This is a genomic window from Rathayibacter sp. Leaf248, from assembly GCF_920939495.1.
Classification (GTDB): domain Bacteria; phylum Actinomycetota; class Actinomycetes; order Actinomycetales; family Microbacteriaceae; genus Rathayibacter; species Rathayibacter caricis.
The window spans coordinates 153,447-172,783 of record NZ_CAKLAV010000002.1 but is presented as its reverse complement, the minus strand read 5'-3'; the positions used below and the strand labels follow the sequence as shown (position 1 = coordinate 172,783).

Sequence of the window (19,337 nt, the reverse complement as noted above, 5' to 3'; positions counted from 1 at the left end):
ACGAGCGGGTGGAGGGTGCAGACGGCGGTGTCATCGATCCGCCACGCGTCGCCCCTCCGCCCACACCGCGCGGACCTCGGACGCCGCATCCAGCAGCACGATGTCGGCACGGTACCCGGGCGCCAGGAAGCCGAGATCAGCGCGGCCCATCACCCGTGCCGGCGTCGCGGTCATCGCCTCGACGAGGGTTCGTTCGTCCAGGCCTGCGGCGAGACCGATCCGAAGGGCTCGGTCCTGCGTCAGTGTGGATCCTGCAAGGGTGCTCGAGCCGCGGACGACGGCCCTGCCCCCGGACACGTCGATGTCCAGTGCGCCGAGGCGGTAGGCGCCGTCGGGCGAGCCGGCCGCAGCCATCGCGTCGGTCACCAGTGCGATCCGGCCAGGAGCCTCACGGAAGGCGAGGGCGGCGACGCGCGGATCGACGTGCTCGCCGTCGAGGACGATCTCCAGAGTGATCCGCTCGTCCTCGAAGGCGGCGACGACGGGCCCCGGGTCGCGATGGTGGATCCCGGGCATCGCGTTGAAGGCGTGGGTGAGCAGCGTGGCGCCGCGGTCGAAGGCCGCCCGCGCCCCCTCGGCGTCGGTGGCCGTGTGGCCGACGGCCACGACGACGCCGGCCGCGGTGAAGCGCTCGATCGCCGCCGCTGCCCCCGGGAGCTCGGGAGCGAGCGTGATCTGGCGGAGCGTGCCGTCCGCCGCCTCGAGGAGGCGGGAGACGGACTCGTCGTCGGGCACCGTGAGAGCGGACGGGTCGTGGGCGCCGCGCCGCGACGGCGCGAGGAAGGGTCCCTCCAGGTGCGCTCCGAGCAGGAGCGGGTCCTCGGCGGCGAGGGCGGCGACGGTGGCGAGCGACTCCTCGAGGGCCTCGAGCGGCTGCGAGACGAGGCTCACGAGCGACCGGGTCGTGCCCCTCGACCGGTGCAGACGGAGCGCGTCGCGGATCGCGTCAGCTCCGTCCTCGAAGGACTCGCCCGCTCCCCCGTGAACGTGGAGATCGACGAATCCGGGGGTCGCCGTGAGGCCGCGCGCGTCGACGACGGCGAGGTCGGACCGCCGCGGCCAGTCCCCTCCGCGGCCCGCCGCCGCGACGACGCCGCCTTCGACGAGGAGCCAGACGTCCGTCTCGATCCCCGACGCGTCGACCCTCCTCGCACTGTGCAGAACGAAGGAGTCGGCCCCGCTCACGACCGGCTCTCTCCGAGCAGGCCGGCCGCGGCGGAGTCGAGCACCACCGTCACATCGCCGTGACGCTGGAGCGCGCTTCCGGGGAGATCCTCGCTGACGGGTCCCTCGAGGGCCGCGGCGACCGCGGCGGCCTTGACCGCACCCTGGGCGATCAGCAGGAGCTTGCGCGCGCGCAGCACCGTGCCGATGCCCTGCGTGACCGCATGCGTCGGCACCTCCTCGATGCTGCCGAAGAAGCGGGCGTTGTCGCGTCGGGTGGCCTCCGTCAAGGCGACGATCCTCGTCGCCGAGTCGTGCGACGAGCCCGGCTCGTTGAACGCGATGTGGCCGTTGGACCCGATGCCGAGGATCTGCAGGTCGACACCGCCGTCCCGAGCGATCGTCGCGTCGTACTCCTCGGCGCCGAGCGCGGTCGGCACCCTCACGAGATCCGGATCGAGCCCGAGGGGCTCCACGACCTCCTTCCGGACGGTCGCGTGGTAGCTGCGCGGGTCCTCCGGGGACAGGCCGACGTACTCGTCCAGGGCGACGGCGCGGATGTCCGCCAGGAGCCTCGGCTCGCGTGCGACGGCCTCGGCGAGTTCGCGGTAGAGACCCGAAGGGCTCGACCCTGTCGCCACCCCGAGGGTGTAGCGCTCTCGTCCGGCTCGGTCGTCGAGGACGACGAGCGCCGCGCGGCGGGCGACAGCCTGCGCGTCGGTCTCGATGTGGACGGTGACGGTCATGGACGACTCCTGGTCTGGGCGGAGGGGAGGGCCGTCCGGCGGCGCTCACCCTCGGGGATCCCCACGACCGCGGCGCCGAGCGCGGCGATCGGGAGGGAGGACGGGACGGTGACGAGGCGCTCGGCCACCGCGAGGGCCGCCAGGAAGGGCGACTGCTCCGCCCGGCGCTCGAGCAGCGAGACGGCTGCCTCGACGAGACCGTCGACGTGCCGGATGACTCCGCCGCCGAGCACGATCGTGTCGGCTCCGTAGGTGGTCGCCAGCAGCGTGCAGGCGTGCGCGAGCGCTCCGACGACGCGTTCGCGCTCACGCGCGAGCCCCGGGATGCGGGGGCGGTCGAGGAAGAGGTCGGTGGGGGTCAGGTCCTCGTCCACCGCGCGCAGGCGCCGCTCGATGCTCCCGCCGCCGAGGATCGTCTCGAGGCAGCCCGTCTGACCGCAGATGCACTTCTCGCCCTGGGGGTCGACGGACAGATGACCGATCTCACCGGCCATGGAGCCGACTCCCCGCAGGATCGCGCCGTCGAGGGTCGTCGCCGCGGCGACTCCGGTGCCGACGTTCAGGTAGGTCACGTCGTGGTGGGCGAGCAGCCCGAGGGTGCTCGCAGCCCCCAGCGCGGTCGCCTTCACGTCGTTGTCCACCGAGACCTCGATCCCGGTGGCCTCGCGCAGGCGCTGGCGCAGGGGCAGACCGGCCCCGCGGATCCCGAGGTTCACCGCGTGGGTGATGACACCGGTGCCCACGTCGACGGTTCCGGGGATTCCGATGCCGATCGTGCGGAAGGCGGAGCCGTCCAGCGCGGAACCGTGCCGCTGCGCGAGGGCCCGGAGGACGTCGAGGGTGCCGCGCACCACTCCCTCCTCACCTCGGCCGGAGACGGTGACGAGCTCGTCGACGATCTCGCCCTCCTCGAGGAGGATCGCGTGCGTCTTCGTCCCGCCGATGTCGATGCCGACCCTCACGCGAGCTCCTCCCCCTCGTGCGCGCGGATCACGCGCAGCGCCGCGAGCACGGGTCGAGCACGCGACGCGGTCACGACGATCTCGATCGCCTCGACGACGACGGGTGGGAAGGCGAGGACCCGGCGGTAGCCGACGCTCGACGCGCGGGCGATCACGGTCCGTCGGCCGTCGACGATCACCGCCGCCTCGACGCTCTCGATCCGCTGGCCGAGGGCGATCTCCTCCTCCAGCACCACCGCGCGGACCGTCCGGGGACGGTCGAAGCGCAGCAGCACGGAGGGAGCGGTGTCGGTGACGTCCGGAGACCAGGTGCCGCCGGCGCGCATCTCACCCGCGACGCCGGACGAGCAGACCATCTCCGCCTCCGCGGCGATGTCGGCCGCGTTCCACTTCCGGAGGAGCTCGCCGAGACCACGCAGGGAGTGGATGTCGGCCGGGCTCAGCCGGCCGTCGCGCCGCGGCGGGATGTTGAGCAGGAAGGTCGAGTTGCCACCGACGGCGCGCTGGTGGATCGCGAAGAGCTCCTCGGCGCTGCGCACCTGGTCGTCCTCCGCGTCGTGGTGGAACCAGCCGGGGCGGGTCGAGGTGTTCACCTCGGCCGGGTACCAGACGGGCTCGCCGCGGTAGTCGGCGAGGGCCGCCCTGCTGCCGAGGTCGTCCTCGTCGCTCCGGGCCGCCGCCCGCGAGAACTCGCCGTCGTCGACCTGCTGCGAGCGGGACGCGGTGCCCTCCGCGTCGCGGAGCTCCCACGGCACGACGCTCCACTCGTCGCTCCGCGTCTCACCCGCCTCGTTGCCGCACCAGCGGACATCGGGCCCGCAGACGCTGATCACGGCTTCGGGCTGCAGGGCCCGGACGACCCGGTAGTAGCGGTCCCAGTCGTAGAGCTGCCTGCGGCCGTCCGGCCCCTCGCCGTTCGCCCCGTCGAGCCAGACGCAGAAGATCTCTCCGTAGCCGGTCAGCAGCTCGGTGAGCTGGGCGACGTAGAAGTCGTCGTAGGCGCGGCCCGAGCCGTAGGAGGCTTCGGCGCGGTCCCAGGGCGAGAGGTAGACGCCGAACGCGAGCCCGTGCCGACGGCAGGCCTCGGCCACCTCGGCGACGAGGTCGCCGGCTCCGTCGCGCCAGGGGCTCGAGGCGACGGAATGCTCGCTGACCGCCGTCGGCCAGAGGGCGAAGCCGTCGTGGTGCTTGCAGGTGAGGATCACCGCGCTCATCCCCGCGTCGCGGCAGGTGCGCACCCACTCGTCCGCATCGACGTCGGCCGGATCGAACAGGGCGGGCGACTCGGTGCCGTCGCCCCACTCGCGGTCGGTCATCGTGTTCATGCCGAAGTGGAGGAAGCCGTAGAACTCGAGGCGCTGCCAGGCGAGCTGCCTCGCGGAGGGGGCGACGTGGGCGAGATAGCGCGGATCCTGCGCCGGCGCCGGGATCATCGCCTGCTCCGGTTGTAGCCGGCGAGCAGGACGAGCAGCAGCGCGAGACCCGCGAGCATCAGGCCCAGGGCACCCCAGCCGTCGGCGGCGTGGCCGACGACCACCAGGACGATCGCGCCCGCGAGGACGCCGAGGACCACGGCGGTGGTCAGGGTCGATCGGACGACGGCGCTCATCGGAGCTCCTTCCAGACGAGACCGGCGGCCTCGATGTCGAGCGGAACCGTCGTGCCGTCCTCGAGGACGACGGTGGTGCTCTGCGGATCGCGCGTGTTGTTGACGACGCAGTACACGCCGGAGTCGGGGTAGACGTTGACCTCGCAGACCGGATTGCTGCTCGTGAAGCGGTCGAGCTCCTCCTCCTTCCCGGCTGCCCAGTGCAGGGCGCGCGAGAGCAGGCGTGCGGCGATCGGGCTGTACGGCAGGCCCGTCGCGTAGACCGCGCGGCCTCCGCCCGACGCGTGCGCCGAGAGGTGCACGTCTCGGGAGTCCGAGAGGTGCAGGATCTCGGTCTCGGGCGAGATCGCGTAGACGTCCGGCAGCGGCTCGCCGAAGGAGAAGGAGCCGAGGTCGATGCCCTCGGTGATGAAGTGCTCGCCGGTCACCGACCAGTCGTGCTTGTCCGAGGAGAGGCTGAAACCGCGCTCCCGGTCCACTCCGAAGCAGTCGGCGAGCTGGAAGAAGCGGCCCTGGTGGCTCGTGGCGGTCGGCTCGCCGACTCCGACGAGTCCGCCGCCCGCGTCGACCCAGGAGCGCAGGCGGGCGACCAGCTCGGGCTTCCGCCAGACGTCTCCGCCTGAGAAGGCGGTGTCGGCGGCACCCGCCGTGATGATCACGTCGATGTCAGCGTCGATCCCCCGTTCGAGGACGTCGTCGAAGGAGAGGAAGCGGACCTCGACGGGCATGCCGCTGAGCGCCTCGAGCACGCCGTAGTACGAGTACGCCTGCTTGGAGTGCAGCGCGTGCGCGACCGTGAAGGCCTGCCAGGAGCGCAGTGCCCCCCAGTGGTTGAGCACCGCCACGACGAGGGAGCTGCGCGGCGCGGTGCCGGCGATCCGCTCGTGCAGTCCGCGGAACTCCTCCGCGATCTCCTCCACGGTGCGCACGAACTCGGGCGCCTTCGCCGCGAGGCTGAGGTAGCCGCCGTAGCCCATGCGGTCGATCGGCGAGCGGAGGATCGCCCGTCGGGCCTGGAGCCAGTTGTCGAGGGCCTCGTCGCGGGGGTCGTTGCCCTCGTAGAAGGTGTCGGGGAAGAAGTAGGGCAGGAACCGGCCCTCCGTGTAGCGCAGGCCCGGGATGTCGGAGATCATGCGCAGGGTCGTGCCGTCGCCGACGCTGCCGACGACCGCGTCGAGGCCGATGTCGGCGAACCCCTCGCTGTAGGGCTCCATGCCGATCCACTGGTCGCCGAGGAACATCATCGCCTCGCGCCCGTCGGCCTTCACCTGGGCGACGAGCTCGGCCGCGGTCGACTGCACGAAGGCGCGGACGAACGCGGTCCAGGCACGGTAGTTCTCGGAGGGCACGCGGAACGACGAGTTGTAGTAGCCCTCGTCGACGAAGTCCTCGGCGCGCAGCGCGAAGCCCTTCTCGGACTCGAAGTCCCGCAGCGCGCGCGGTGAGACCGTGGCGCCGTAGCCGAACCAGTCGACGAACTTCTCGCGGCCCTGCTCGTCGAACACGAGCGAGAACTGGTAGAAGAACGTGGTGAAGCGGACGACGTCCACCTTCGGGTTCTCCTCGAGCCATCGGGTCATCGCCGAGCGGAGGTGAGCGGCCGTCGCCGGGTGCCGCGGGTCGTAGGGGATCTCGTGCTCGCGGTCGCCCCAGCCGTTGGTGAGGTGGTTGTACATCTCCACCGGATCCCAGGCCACGTAGGCCAGGAACGCGACGGTGTACTCGTGCCAGAGCTCTGCGCCCGTGAGCACGACGGCCGAGCCGTCCGCGCTCAGCGTCCACTGCTCGCGCGGGACGAGCGCTCCCGTCGTCCGGTCGACGACCTCCCAGTAGGGCAGCGCCTCCTCGTCGCGGTTCGGCTCGAGCTGCTGGGCGAAGTAGCCGTCGGCGTAGCCGAGGGAGATCTCGGCCGTGCGCGCGAGGACGCGGTCCGACTGCAGGAACATCTGCGGTCGCTCCTCGAGGTGCTCCCGGATGAAGGCGTTGTCGCCCCGCACAGGGAAGTAGGCGCCGTAGACGGCGAGACCGAGGTCGACCACCGCGTCGTCGAGTCGGGTGCCGTCGCTGTTGCGGATCGCGTCGGCTCCCCACAGGCGCGCGAGGCGCGCGGTCTCGTCGGCGAAGTCCTCTTCGCTGGGGATCGTGAAGCGTCCGGGGGTCCGGGGGGTCATGCGAGATGCTCCGTTCATTTGTCGGCCGCCGTCGAGACGCCCTGGAGAAGGCGCTTCTGCACGAGGGCGTAGAGGATCAGGGCGGGGACCATCACGATCACCATGCCCGCGTAGAGGCGGCCGTAGTCGGCAGCGGCCTTCTGCGCCGTGAAGAGGTTCAGCAGTCCGACCTGGATCGTCTTGTTCTCGCCCGGCATCAGGGTGAGGGAGATGATGAAGTCGTTCCAGAACGACAGGAAGTTGAAGAGGATCGCCGTGTTGATGGCCGGCAGGGCCATCGGGATGATGACCGACACCATGATCCGCAGTCGCGACGCACCGTCGAGCACCGCGGCCTCCTGGTATACGACCGGCACCGTCCGGAGGTAGGTCGCGAGCAGGTACACGGTGAACGGGATCGACGTCGCGGCGTAGACGACGGCGAGCATCACCGGGTTGTTGATGAAGAAGCCGCCCGGCAGCATCCCGCGCAGAGCGCGGTCCCACCCGATGAGCATCAGGAAGATCGGCACGACGATGTAGTTGACGTTGACGAAGAGCCCGCCGAGCAGCAGCGTCTCGAGGATCGCCTTGCCGCGGAAGTCGAACCGGGCGAGAGCGTAGGCCGCGGGGACGGAGATCACCAGGCACAGCACGAGCGCGAGGGCGACGACGAGGATCGACGTCAGGAAGTAGCGGCCCATCTCGGCGTCGATGAAGGCGTCGGCGAAGTTCTGCCAGAACGCCGTCTCCGGCAGGGTCCACGGGCTCCCGTAGAACTCGCCCTTCTGCTTGAGCGAGGCGACGAGCACCCAGACGACCGGGATCGCGATCGCGAGGGAGGCGGCCACCAGCACGACGCTGGTGAGCACCTTCCCGAGGCGCCTGGCGCGACGGGCGTCGCCGCGGCGGGGGGAAGCGATGGTGAGAGCCATCAGAACTCCACATCCTCTCTCTTGGTGACGCGGTTGACGATCAGCGCGAGCGTGAACGAGAACACGAAGATGACGACTCCGATGGCCATGCCGTAGCCGTAGGACGAGTTCGTGTAGGCCTGCTGGTACATGTAGCTCAGCAGCACCTCCGAGGCGCCGTCCGGACCGCCGCCCGTCATCGCCCGCACCAGCACGAAGCTGAGGTTGACCGAGCTGATGATGAAGAAGGTCAGGCTGGTGCGGATGCTCGGCCAGATCATCGGCAGGGTGACCTCGAGGAACTGCCGCACCGGACTCGCTCCGTCGAGGGAGGACGCCTCGTAGAGGTCCTCGGGCACGGCCGACATCGAGGCCATGTAGAGGACGAGGTAGTAGCCGACCGACTGCCAGACCATTGCGATCGCGATGCTGAACATCACGAGCGACTGGTCGCCGAGCCAGACCGGGCCCTGACCGCCGCCGAGGAGGCCCAGAGCGGAGTTGAGCAGCCCGTTCGACTGGTCGTAGACGGCGGAGAAGATCGCTGCGATCACGACGATCGACAGCACGCTGGGCACGTACAGCACGAAGCGGTAGACGTTGCGGCCGGGCAGGTTCTGCCGGGTCATCACGGCCGCGAGCACCAGCGCGGAGCCCATCGTGACGATCGTCACGACGACGAGCATCAGCACGGTGTTCTGGAACGCTCGGAGGAACGCCGGATCGGACGCCAGCAGCACGAAGTTCTCGAAGCCGATGAAGGTCGAGGTGTTCGAGAGGCTGCTCGTGCGGAACAGCGACATGCGGAACACGTCGATCGTCGGCACGATCATGAAGAGGATGTACAGCAGGAACGCGGGGGCGAGGCAGGCGACGAGGAAGCGCCGCAGCCCCTTCTGGTGCCCGGCCCGCCGGGGCGGCCGCCGCCGGGACCGGAGTCCCGGAACGGCGGCCGCGGTCTCGACGGACCCGCCCGCGTGCGTGGTCTGGGGGGTGACGGGCAGGACCGTCGAGCTCTCGGTCATCAGCTCGCAGCGCCCAGGCGGTTGCTGGCCTCGTTGAGCTCGGCCTGCCACTCGTCGACGCTCAGGTCGCCCGAGATGATCGAGTCGGCCGAGTTCAGCAGCGTCGTCTTGATGTCGACGCCCTCGACGGGCGCGGTGCTGGCGAATCCGCCGACCAGGGCCTTCGTGCCCTCATCGGAGTAGACGGAGTAGAACTCCTTCGTGTCGCCGTCGAGCGAGTCGGCGAGGCCGGTGATCGGCTGGATCGCGTCGGAAGCGGCGAAGATCTTCGCTGCCTCGTCGGAGTACAGGTACGCCATGAAGTCCTTCGCGGTGTCCTTGTTCTCGGCGGCCGCGGGGATCCAGGCCGACTCGACGGACGTCGTGATGTAGCGCTCGTCCCCCGCCTCGACGGCGGGCAGCGGGGTCAGGCCCCAGGCGAAGCCGTCGGTGCGGGGCGCATCGGCCATCTCGCCGACGATCCAGGTGCCGTTGGGCATGAAGAGGGTGGTGCCGTCGAGGATCGACTGCTGGTTCTTGGTGAAGTCCTGCTGGTTGGCGTAGCCGACGGTGGTCGGTGCGGCGTAGGACAGCAGCTTCGCGGTGAGCTCGAGCGCCTCGCGGGCCTCGGGCGTCTCCCAGACGTCCTCCTTGTACGTCATGACGTCGGTGTAGAAGTCCTCTCCCCCGACGTCGGCCAGGAGGGAGAAGAAGTAGCCGTCGAGGTAGCCCGCCGTCGGGTAGGTGAAGAGCGACAGGCCCTCCGCCTTGGCCTTGTCGCCGAGCGCGAAGAGCTCGTCCCAGGTGGTCGGAACGGCCCAGCCCTTGGACTCCAGGAGGTTGGTGTCGTAGAAGAGGCCGGTCGGCGAGTAGTACATCGGCATCAGGTAGGTCTTGCCGTCGCCGTAGGGGTCGGTGTTGAGGTTGCCGACGACGCCGTCGACGAGCTTGTCGCCGACGGTCACGTCCTCTCCGGGGACCGTCGTGGTGAGCACGTCGGAGACGTCCTCGAGAGCCTTGTCCTTGATCAGCGTCTCGGTGAGTCCGGCCTGGCGGCCCTGGCCGAGCACGACCAGGTCGGGGTAGTCGCCCGCCTGGAGGTTCGGGGTCAGCTCGTCCTCGATGCTCTTGCTGGTCTGCACCTGGACGTCGATGTCCGGGTTGAGCTTCTCGTAGGCCGCGGCGACCTCGTCGTACATGTCGGCGCCGTAGCCGCCCTCGAGGGCGGCGATCTTCAGCACGCCTCCGGAGTCGCCACCGGAGGTGGATCCGGAGGTGCCGGCGCTGCAGCCGCTCAGGGCGATCGCGGAGGCGGCGACCAGGGCAGCGAGGCTCAGGGCTCGTTTCGTCATTGTCAGGTGTCCTTCTGTGCAGGGTGGGTGATTCGGGAGGGGAAGGGTCCGAGGGGACGGACCGGTGGGTCAGTAGAGGGCGAGCTGCTCGCGGAGCAGCTGCGCGCCGGCGCCCAGCAGCACGGCCTCCTCGCCGAGGCGGGAGACGCGCAGGCGGACGTCGGGTCTGAAGGAGGAGCGGGTCCGGGAATGAACGGTCGCGGCCGCCGCCGCGAGGAGCGGACCCGCGACGAGTGCGGCGGGGCCGGCGATCACGATCTCGGAGAGGTCGAGCATGCCGACGATCGGAGCGAGCGCCGATCCGATGCGCCCGCCGGCCTCGCCGAGGATCTCGGCCGTCCTGGCCGGATCACGGGTGATCTGCTCCTCCAGGACGATCGCCGCCGCGTAGGTCTCGAGGCAGCCGTTCTTCCCGCAGGTGCAGGCGCGTCCGCCGTCCTCGACGACGACGTGGCCGATCTCGCCCGCGGCGCTGGAGCGCCCCGAGTAGACGCGGCCCTCGATCAGCACGCCCGCACCGACTCCGCTCGAGATCTGGAGCAGGACGAGAGTGTCGTCGCCACCGCCGTAGCGCTGCTCGGCGAGGGCCGAGCTGTCGGCGTCGTTCTGGACGACGACCGGCAGCCCGGAAGCCTTCTCGAGCAGTGCCCGGAGGGGGACGGAGCGCCAGCCGAGACGCGGCGCCTCGGCGACGGTCCCGTCGGGGAGGACTGTGCCCTGCGTGCCGACCGCGATCCCGACGACCACCGTGGTCGCCGACGCGACGACCTCGAGGGCCGCTGCGATCACGCGGTCCACCGACTCCGCGGGCGTGCCCAGCTCGCTGAGGACGACCGCGCCGACCTCGCCGCGGAGATCGACGAGCGCGGCTCGGACGTGGGTCGAGGAGGAGAGGTCGAGAGCCACGACGCAGCGTCCTGCGGCGACCACTCCGAGGACCGTGGCCGGCTTGCCGGGCCTGGAGCCGGGACGCTGGCCGACCTCCTCGACGATGCCGTCCTCGATGAGATCGGCGATCAGGTCCGAGACGGTCACCTTGGTCAGCCCGGTCAGCCGGCCGATGTCCGCCCGGGACAGTCCGTCCTGCGCGAACAGCGTCCGGAGCACGAGGCCGCGGTTGTGGTGACGGGTGTCGCGCTGGCTGGCCTTCCGGCCCTGCGACGTCGACGAGGACCCGTCGGGCTCGCCGGGGGCGAGGGTGAGCTCGGTGTTCATCGTGTCCTCCTCCGAGGTCGCAGGGCCGGTCGGTGTGGGGTGTCGGTCAGCGCACGTACGCGGCCGACGTCGCGCTCTTCGAGCCCGCCGCGCTCAGCGTGCCGGAGTACGACGCCGTGAGGAGGTGGAGGCCCTTGGCCGATCGGGGCAGCGTGATCGTGACCGTTCCATCGGCGGAGGTGATCGCCTTCGTCACGGTCGTGGTGCCCCAGTCCCGGACGGTGACCGTCCCGCCGGTGATCGCGGAGCCGTTCTTCGCGGTGACGCGCACCGTGTAGGTGATGGTCGATCCGCGAACGGTGGCGGTCGCCTTCGTCGTCGTCGCGGTCTTCGCAACGGTCGCGGGGACGGCCACCGGGCTGCTCGTCGCCGAGGCGCTCGTGAGGCCGGTCTTCGACGCAGTGACCACGACCGTGATCGACGCTCCCGCATCCGCCTTCACGAGGCGGTACGAGGACGTCGTCGCGGTCGGGATCGCCGTGCCGTTGCGGTGCCAGGAGTAGGAGAGCGTGACGCCCGCCTCGCTCCAGGTGCCGGCGCTCGCCCGCAGAGTCGAGCCGACCTTCGCCGTGCCGGTGATCGCAGGGGCGGTCACCGAGGTGATCGCCTGCTGCACGGGCGGGGTGTAGGCCGCGGTCGCCGCGGTCAGCTCGCTCGTCGCGGTCTGCACCGTGGCAGGCGTGACGGTCGCGTTGCCGGTGCCGGTGACGGTGCGGTTGGCGGAGTCGAGCACGGCCTGGGCCTCGTCGATCTCGGTCTTCAGCGCCGTGTACCCGGGGGTGGCGGCGACGGGGACCGCCCGAGCGCGGACGAGTGCCGCCTCGAGGTCGGTCGTGTCGACGATCGTCAGATCGACGTCGCGAGTGGCGCCGGAGGCGAACTCGAAGCGCAGTCCCGACTCGCCGACGATCCGTCCCGAGAGGAAGGAACTCGAGAGGGCGATCCGGGTGCTGCCGTCGGTCGTCGTGGCGGTGTAGTCGGTGCCCTGGGTCAGGCTGCCGAGCACGTTGCCCTCCGGTCCGACGTACCGGACGGTCGACAGGGTGTCGCCGTCGAGCGCGACGTCGTACGAGACGGAGTTGCCGGGGAGGGCGGCGGCCGAGGCGTTCTTGTCGAAGGCGCCGGCTGCGGGGGTCACCTGCGGGTCGGCGGCGATCGGAGAGGTCGGGCCGAACACCCGGATCTCGGTCATCGAGGGCGAGTACGCCTCCCCCGCCACCTTCGCCGTGATGGAGAGGCGCAGCCTGCTGGAGGTGATGTCGCCGAATCCGGTGATCGTCTTCGAGGAGCCGATTCCGTCGGTGTGCGAGGCGAAAGTGCTCCACGAGGAGGTCGCCGCGTCCCACTTCTGCAGGTCGTAGTCCTGGATGCGCGGGCCGGTGCCCGAGTCGAGGAACTCCGAGAGCTGCACCTCGGAGAAGACGACGGTCTTCCCGAAGTCGAGGTCGACGGTCAGCGGGTAGGTCGCGTCGTCGGCGGCGGCCCAGCGGGTGGTCGCGTCGCCGTCGACCAGCTTGGACGCGTTCAGCGAGAAGTTCTGGTGCGGGTGGGTGGAGCTCGCAGTCGCCGTGGAGCCGATCGCGAGGTTGGTCCGGGTGTCGATCCCCTCCAGCTCGATCGGGTCGGTGTCGACGGGGTTCGCGACCTGAGCGCCGATCCGCTTCTCCTGGATGCCGATGTCCATGCCGGCGCCGTAGTAGAGGTCGGTGCCGAAGAAGTCCTTCTGCCCGACATGGACGTTGTAGCGTCCCGCGTCGATCAACGGCGAGGTGTCCGAGACCTGGAACTTCGCGGCGGAGGTGAGGATGTTCTCCACTCCGGCGCGAGTCGAGTAGGACGAGACGGGAGAGACGAACTGCGGGTCCGCCGTCACCTTGCCCGCATCGGCGGGCTCCTGCGGCGAGTGCGTGCCGGAGGCCTCGAACATGGCGTTGTTCGAGAAGCGCGCGTTGTCGAGCGCGCCGGGCTTCCGGAACCACGTCGTCGGGGTCGTCGTCGACGTGTTGTAGAACACGTTGTTGAGGAAGTAGACGGGGCTCTTGAAGACCTCGTCGTGGACCTGGTGCAGCGCGGCTCCGTCGTAGACGAAGATATTGTTGGTGAAGTACGTCGGCGAGTAGTTCGTCGAGAGCATGTTCTTCACGAGCACGCCGTTGTCGTTGACGCTGAGGTTGTAGCGCGCGACGGAGTTCGAGCTGTTGCCCATGTAGGACATCCACCCGCCCTTGTTGTCGTGCGTGTAGTTGTACTCGTAGGTGACGTCGAAGTTGGTGAACTCGAGGTCCAGCGGAGTGGCGTCGTACTCGTTCGCCGGCCCGTCGTAGACCTCGTTGAAGCGCATCACCGAGTCGGCCCCGGCCCAGAGGTAGAGCCCGGCCGAGACCTGGTTGTAGCGGCGGAGGAAGCCGTTGACCTCGTTGTACTCGACGACCATGTCCTTGGTGTCGGCGAGCTGGATCGCACCCTGACCGGTGTCGGAGGCGTAGTTGTGGCCGATGTAGACGTTGCGGCTGTAGAGGTCGCGGTCGCGGACCCAGGCCTGCTCCCACCCCTCGTGGAACTTCCCGGTCTCGTCCGTCTGGCCCTGGGCGTCGCCGAACCAGTTGAACGCGAACTGCACGGCGTGCAGCTCGACCTTGGTGAAGGTGTTGTCCTCGATGCGGACGTCCTCGAAGTGGTGCCCGCCCGTGCCGTACTCCGTGTACTGCTTCGAGCCGAAGACCTGGAAGTTGATGCCGCCGTAGTGGATCCGCTGCCACGTGCTCGGGCCGTCGATGTCGTGGATGTCGAGCCCGGAGATGCGGAAGTAGTCCATCACCGAGTCGTCGCCCGTGAGCTTGTCGGCGTTGATCGAGATGCTGACCCCGTCGCGGACGATGGATCCGGTCGTGATGTCGGTCGCGAAGTCGTCGTCGTTGCTGAGCGAGAGGTCGTGGATCTCCCAGTACTGCTGGTTGCGCAGGCTGATCGCTCCGGTCATGCCCACCGTCTCGGGGTTCTTGGTCTGCGTGCCGGGGAGGAAGGGGCTGGCGACCCGGCCGTCGGTGGCGATGGACGGCTTCGTCGCGGAGTCGCCGTAGGCGTCGATCACGATCGGGCGGCCCGCGGCGCCGGAGCCCTTGGGCAGCAGCTGCTGACCGTTCCAGGTCTCGCCCGCCTTGAGGAGGATCCGGTCGCCGGCGGAGTACGTCATCGTGCTGGCCTTGGTGAGCGACTTCCATGCGGTAGCGCGCGAGGTGCCGGCGGCGGCGTCGTCGCCGGCCGTGGCGTCGACGAAGTAGTCGGTGCCGCCGAGGCTGTTCGCGGTGTTGCCCGCCCAGCCCGTCGAGGGCTCCGCGGCGGTCGCCGCGGGTGCGCCTGCGAGGCAGCCGAGGGCTACCAGCGCGGCGGTGCCGAGGGCGGCGAGGGAGAGCGGGAGCCGCCTCGTCGTTCCGGAGTGTCGGGTCATCTTCTAGTCCTTCGGTTCGATCGTCGAGAGGAGCGCCTCGTCCGTGACGGGTGAGGCGGTGGAGATGAGGTCGTCGAGGTACCCGTCGAGACGGTCCGAGACGACCACCGACCGGATGCGGTCGGCGTAGAGCTCGTAGGCGGCGTCGGAGTCGACCGACATCGAGACGAGCTGGTACAGGTGGACTTCTCCGTCGGCGACGACGGGGGCGGAGGTGCCTCCCGCCTCGAGACCCTGGACCGAGGCGAGCGCCTCGGCTGCGGGTGAGCCGGCGGGGAGATCAGCGGCTCCGTCGAGGGTCGAGTCCGTCGCGGTCGCTCCGCAGGCGGTCTCGACGGCCCCGAGCGAGGGCGGTGCTGCGGCGAGCGCTGCAGCGCAGACCGCGTCTTCGGCCGCGGTGGCGGGGAGGCTGAGCGAGCGGACGCTCCAGGTGCTCGCCTCCGCTGCCCAGTCGGCCGCGTTCGCGTCGTAGTAGGCGCGGACGTCGGCGTCCGTGACGTGCAGCGGTCCGCCCTCCTCCGACAGCACGTCGGTGAGCTCGGTGCGCAGCAGCGTGGTCGTCCGGGAGTAGTACTCCGGAGCCGAGAACTCGGTGGTCCCGTAGACGATCTCACCGGCGGCCAGTGCGGCAGCGCGCGAGTCGTTCTCCTCCTCCAGCGAGCGGAGGAAGCCGTCGAAGTCGTCGAAGCCGATCAGACCGCGGTCGCGGGCGAGGCCGAACAGCTGCGCATCGCGGAGCGACTGCTCGAGTGCGCGCTCCCGGAGCTCGTCGTCCGCGTCGGCGGCGGGAACAGCGCCGGTCCGGACGGCGTTCGACACGGCGTCGTCGAGCAGCGCCATCTGGAAGCGGATCTCGTCGGCCGAGATCGCCCGGCCGTCGACCACGGAGACGGGACGGTCGGCGTGGTCGACGGCGAGCGCGACGGTTCCGGCGCCGAGCACGGCCAAGCCGAGTACGCCGGCGGCGATCAGGGTGGAGCGGCGGCGGGAACGGGAGTGGTTCGGCACGTGCTCTCCTCTCGGTCGACGGCAGCGGTGCGGTTTCGAAAGTATGTGGAACTAACTAACCCCGGCACAAGGTCGGAGCGGTGATTGCATGTAACCGTTTTGTTACGGATTGATCGGATCAATAGTCGCCGCCGCGACTCCATAGCCTCGCTTCGGCCCGATCGGGAGCCTCCACCCTCTGGTATGGTCCGACGAATACCTCAGTCTCCGCTGACCGACGAAGGGAGCCGCCGTGCACCGGATCACGCTGCTCGGACGAGCCGGGGACGCCTTCGAGGCCTCGGTGGAGGCACAGGACGCCCAGGTCCTGGGCCGCTGGCTGCCCCTGCCCGCACTCGAGCAGGCGCTCCTGCACACGCCCGCGTGCACCGACGGATCCGTCGACTTGGTGCTGGTCCCCGCCGATCTCCTGCCGAGCCTCGCCGCAGCGGGAGCGATCCGCCCCCTCGACGACCTGGCGACGCGCTCTCCCCTGCCGGGCGGGAGCACGGAGCGGACGAGCGCGTTCGACGACTCCCTCGTCTTCGACGCCGGGGGAGGCGCCCGCCTCTGGGGCTCGGCCTTCCACTGCGGGCCCCAGCTCGTCCTCTACCGACGCGACCTCTACGAGGACCCCCAGGAACGCGAGCGCTTCGCCGCCGTGCACGGCCGACCCCTGCTCCCCCCGTCGACCTGGGCCGACATCGACGACCACGCCGCCTGGTTCACCCGACCCGAGGAAGGTCTGTACGGCACGGTGCTCGCCGGCGCCCCGGACGGGCACAGCAACGTCTACGACCTCGTCCTGAGGATGCGGCTGGCCGGCGGCGATGTGCTCACCGCGGACGGCCGCTCGAACGGCTTCGAGGACGAGGCGGGGGCCGCGGCCCTCCGGAGTCTCCGCCACAGCTTCGACACCGTTGTCGACCCGGCGGCCAGGAACTGGGACTCGGTCCACTCCGGGCGTGCGTTCGCCGAGGGCCGTGTCGCCCTGATGGTCAACTGGGCCGGTTACGCGGCGCTGGGCGACGAGCGCATCGGCGCGGTCGCGGTGCCGGGAGTCGAGACGGTCAACGCCTTCTGGGCCCTGGCGATCACGGCCGGTTCGTCGAGACCCCAAGCGGCATGGCGTTTCCTCCAGCAGTGCGCCACGGCCGCGGGAGACCGTGCGACGACGGACGCGGGATCGACGGGGGTCCGTCGCAGCACGTGGTGCCACCCCGCCCTCCTGCAGCGGAACCCCGCACTCCGGATCTTCGAGCAGGCGTACCGCCGCTCGCGCCCGCTCCCCGTGCACCCCCGACTGCCCGAACTGACCGCCGTCCTCGGCCGACTGGTCCAGAGCGTCGTGCACGAGGGAGCGGACACCGGTATCTCGGTGGAGCGTGCGGCCCGAGCGGTCGATCGGATCGTCGGCGCCGCGGAGAGCACGACCAGGCAGACCCCAGGGAGAACAGCATGAGAAGCACCGTCACGGCGCTCCGAGCGGGCGCACTCGCCTTCGGCGGGGCGCAGATCGGGAATCTGTACCGCGAGACGACCGAGGAGGAGTCGTCGGGGGCCGTCGCACGCGCCCTCGAGTGCGGCATCCGGATGTACGACACGGCGCCGCACTACGGCCTCGGCCTCTCGGAGCGACGACTGGGCGCCGCCCTCGCGGGAGTGGACCGCGGCTCGGTCGTCGTGTCGACCAAGGTCGGCCGTCTCCTCGAACCCGTCGACGCTGCCGAGGGCGCCCTCGACGACGAGGGCTTCGCCGTCCCCGCGACCGTGCGACGGCGGCTCGACTACTCACGGGACGGCGTCCTGCGCTCGATCGAGGCCAGTCTCGACCGCCTCGGACTCGACCGGCTCGACATCGTCTACGTGCACGACCCCGACGACCACGTCGAGCAGACCCTCGACTCCGCTCTGCCCGCCCTGATCGAGCTGCGCGAGCAAGGAGTGATCACCGCCGTCGGGGTCGGGATGAACCAGTCGGCCGTTCCCACCCGCTTCGTCCGCGAGAGCGACCTCGACCTGGTCATGCTCGCCGGCCGGTACACGCTGCTCGACCAGGGCGCCCTGCAGGATCTGCTCCCCGCGGCGCTCGAGCGCGGTGTCGGGATCATCGCCGCCGGCGTCTACAACTCCGGGCTGCTCTCGCGCCGGCGCCCGGCAGTGGATGCCCGGTTCGACTACGCCCCGGCCCCCGCCGCGATGATCGCGCGGGCGACCGCGATCGCCGAGGTCTGCGAGCGGCACGGATCGACACTGCCGGACGCCGCCGCCGCCTTCCCCCTGACCCACCCCGCCGTCGCCTCGGTCGTCCTCGGCATGCGCACGGCCGAGCAGGTCTCCTCTAACGTCGCCCGCTTCCGGGCCGCTCCCCCGGCCGCCCTCTGGACCGAGCTCCTCGAGCTCGGTCTGCTCGAGAGCGGGACCCCGATCCGGGACCTCCAGGGTCCCGACTCCGAAAGGCTCTCCTCATGACCCGGATCACGGCCGTGACCGTCACCGACCTCCGCTTCCCGACCTCGCTCAGCGCCGACGGTTCGGACGCGATGAACAAGGATGCGGACTACTCCGCCGCCTACGTGCGCCTCGACACCGACGACCCCGCGCTCAGCGGTTACGGTTTCACCTTCACGATCGGGCGCGGCAACGAGCTCTGCGTGCTCGCGGCGCGCCTCCGCGGCGCCGCTCTCGTGGGCCGCGACGTCGAGGAGATCGTCTCCGACCTCGGCGGCCTCTACCGCGAGCTGCAGTCCGACTCCCAGGTCCGCTGGCTGGGACCGGACAAGGGCGTCGTGCACCTCGCACTGGCCGCGGTGATGAACGCGGTCTGGGACCTCGCGGCCCGCCGCGCAGGGAAGCCCCTCTGGCGCCTGCTCGCCGAGATGTCGCCCGAGGAGCTGGTCGCGGCCGCCGACCTCCGGTACCTGTCCGATGCGCTCACCCGGGACGAGGCGCTCGCGATCCTCGCCGAGAAGCAGCCGACGCGGAGCGCGCGGATCGCCGAGCTCGAAGGCTCCGGCTACCCCTGCTACACCACGAGCGCCGGCTGGCTCGGCTACTCCGACGAGAAGCTGCGCCGCCTCTGCCAGGAGGCCGTCGATGCCGGGTACCGGCACGTGAAGCTGAAGGTCGGCGGCTCGCTCGAGGACGACGTGCGCCGCCTGGGCATCGCGCGGGACGTGATCGGCTGGGACGTCGCCCTGATGATCGATGCGAACCAGGTCTGGGACGTGCCCGAGGCGATCGACCACACGAAGGCGCTCGCGCAGTTCCGCCCCCTCTGGATCGAGGAGCCCACCAGCCCGGACGACGTGCTCGGCCACGCCGCCGTGCGCGCGGCGGTCGCGCCGATCGGCGTCGCGACAGGAGAGCACGGGATGAACCGGGTGCTCTTCAAGCAGATGTTCCAGGCCGAGGCGATCGACTACTGCCAGCTCGATTCCGCGAGACTGGGCAGCGTGAACGAGATCCTCGCCGTCTACCTGATGGCGCAGAAGTTCGATGTGCCGGTGTGCCCGCATGCCGGCGGAGTCGGACTCTGCGAGCTCGTCCAGCACCTGTCCGTGTTCGACTACGTCGCCGTCTCGGGATCTCTCGAGGGCCGCGTCACGGAGTTCGTCGACCACCTGCACGAGCACTTCGTCGATCCGTGCGTCGTGCGCGACGGCGCCTACGTCGTGCCCTCTCAGCCCGGCTATTCCGCCCAGATCCACGAGACGACGATCGAGGAGTTCCGCTTCCCGGACGGGTCGTACTGGGCGGGCGCCTCGAGCGCCGCGGTCTGACCCT

Annotated in this window: 15 protein-coding genes; 3 read left to right on the top strand and 12 right to left on the bottom strand. The window is 70.4% G+C overall.

Annotated features, from left to right (window positions below):
* Positions 1-30: 30 nt before the first annotated feature.
* From LRG51_RS13870 to LRG51_RS13815, 12 genes are all read right to left on the bottom strand, one after another.
* On the bottom strand, positions 31-1,185 hold the full coding sequence (locus LRG51_RS13870) for an N-acetylglucosamine-6-phosphate deacetylase (RefSeq protein ID WP_230673249.1): 1,155 nt from the start codon (positions 1,183-1,185) through the stop codon (positions 31-33).
* The gene (locus LRG51_RS13865) at positions 1,182-1,910 is read right to left on the bottom strand and encodes a glucosamine-6-phosphate deaminase (RefSeq protein ID WP_230673248.1); all 729 of its coding nucleotides are present in this window, start codon (positions 1,908-1,910) and stop codon (positions 1,182-1,184) included. Before LRG51_RS13865 ends, LRG51_RS13870 begins: the two co-directional genes overlap by 4 nt.
* The gene (locus LRG51_RS13860; RefSeq protein ID WP_230673247.1) at positions 1,907-2,872 is read right to left on the bottom strand and encodes an ROK family protein; all 966 of its coding nucleotides are present in this window, start codon (positions 2,870-2,872) and stop codon (positions 1,907-1,909) included. Before LRG51_RS13860 ends, LRG51_RS13865 begins: the two co-directional genes overlap by 4 nt.
* Positions 2,869-4,305, bottom strand: a complete 1,437-nt coding sequence (locus tag LRG51_RS13855) for an alpha-L-fucosidase (RefSeq protein ID WP_230673246.1) — start codon at positions 4,303-4,305, stop codon at positions 2,869-2,871. Before LRG51_RS13855 ends, LRG51_RS13860 begins: the two co-directional genes overlap by 4 nt.
* Entirely contained in the window at positions 4,302-4,481 is a 180-nt protein-coding gene (locus LRG51_RS13850) for a DUF6903 family protein (RefSeq protein ID WP_230673245.1), read from the bottom strand. The genes LRG51_RS13855 and LRG51_RS13850 overlap by 4 nt, the downstream gene beginning before the upstream one ends.
* A complete protein-coding gene (gene gnpA / locus LRG51_RS13845; protein ID WP_230673244.1) occupies positions 4,478-6,652 on the bottom strand; it encodes a 1,3-beta-galactosyl-N-acetylhexosamine phosphorylase in 2,175 nt (724 codons plus the stop codon). Before gnpA ends, LRG51_RS13850 begins: the two co-directional genes overlap by 4 nt.
* 14 nt (positions 6,653-6,666) lie before the next feature.
* On the bottom strand, positions 6,667-7,566 hold the full coding sequence (locus tag LRG51_RS13840) for a carbohydrate ABC transporter permease (protein WP_230673243.1): 900 nt from the start codon (positions 7,564-7,566) through the stop codon (positions 6,667-6,669).
* Positions 7,566-8,570, bottom strand: coding sequence for a carbohydrate ABC transporter permease (locus LRG51_RS13835; protein ID WP_230673242.1), 1,005 nt, complete (start codon positions 8,568-8,570; stop codon positions 7,566-7,568). Before LRG51_RS13835 ends, LRG51_RS13840 begins: the two co-directional genes overlap by 1 nt.
* Entirely contained in the window at positions 8,570-9,901 is a 1,332-nt protein-coding gene (locus LRG51_RS13830; protein ID WP_230673241.1) for a carbohydrate ABC transporter substrate-binding protein, read from the bottom strand. Before LRG51_RS13830 ends, LRG51_RS13835 begins: the two co-directional genes overlap by 1 nt.
* A 69-nt stretch (positions 9,902-9,970) precedes the next feature.
* Complete coding sequence (locus tag LRG51_RS13825; protein WP_230673240.1) at positions 9,971-11,116, bottom strand: ROK family transcriptional regulator; 1,146 nt, start codon at positions 11,114-11,116, stop codon at positions 9,971-9,973.
* A gap of 46 nt (positions 11,117-11,162) precedes the next feature.
* Entirely contained in the window at positions 11,163-14,564 is a 3,402-nt protein-coding gene (locus LRG51_RS13820; RefSeq protein ID WP_230673239.1) for an Ig-like domain repeat protein, read from the bottom strand.
* A gap of 3 nt (positions 14,565-14,567) precedes the next feature.
* Complete coding sequence (locus tag LRG51_RS13815) at positions 14,568-15,572, bottom strand: peptidyl-prolyl cis-trans isomerase (RefSeq protein ID WP_230673238.1); 1,005 nt, start codon at positions 15,570-15,572, stop codon at positions 14,568-14,570.
* A 232-nt stretch (positions 15,573-15,804) separates the two neighbouring features.
* Between LRG51_RS13815 and LRG51_RS13810 the strand changes: the two genes are divergently transcribed.
* The 3 genes from LRG51_RS13810 to LRG51_RS13800 are packed head-to-tail and all read left to right on the top strand — an operon-like array spanning position 15,805 to position 19,333.
* The gene (locus tag LRG51_RS13810; protein ID WP_230673237.1) at positions 15,805-17,013 is read left to right on the top strand and encodes an extracellular solute-binding protein; all 1,209 of its coding nucleotides are present in this window, start codon (positions 15,805-15,807) and stop codon (positions 17,011-17,013) included.
* Positions 17,010-18,023, top strand: a complete 1,014-nt coding sequence (locus LRG51_RS13805; protein ID WP_230673236.1) for an aldo/keto reductase — start codon at positions 17,010-17,012, stop codon at positions 18,021-18,023. Before LRG51_RS13810 ends, LRG51_RS13805 begins: the two co-directional genes overlap by 4 nt.
* Positions 18,020-19,333, top strand: coding sequence for an L-fuconate dehydratase (locus LRG51_RS13800; RefSeq protein WP_230673235.1), 1,314 nt, complete (start codon positions 18,020-18,022; stop codon positions 19,331-19,333). The genes LRG51_RS13805 and LRG51_RS13800 overlap by 4 nt, the downstream gene beginning before the upstream one ends.
* The last annotated feature ends 4 nt before the right edge of the window (positions 19,334-19,337 follow it).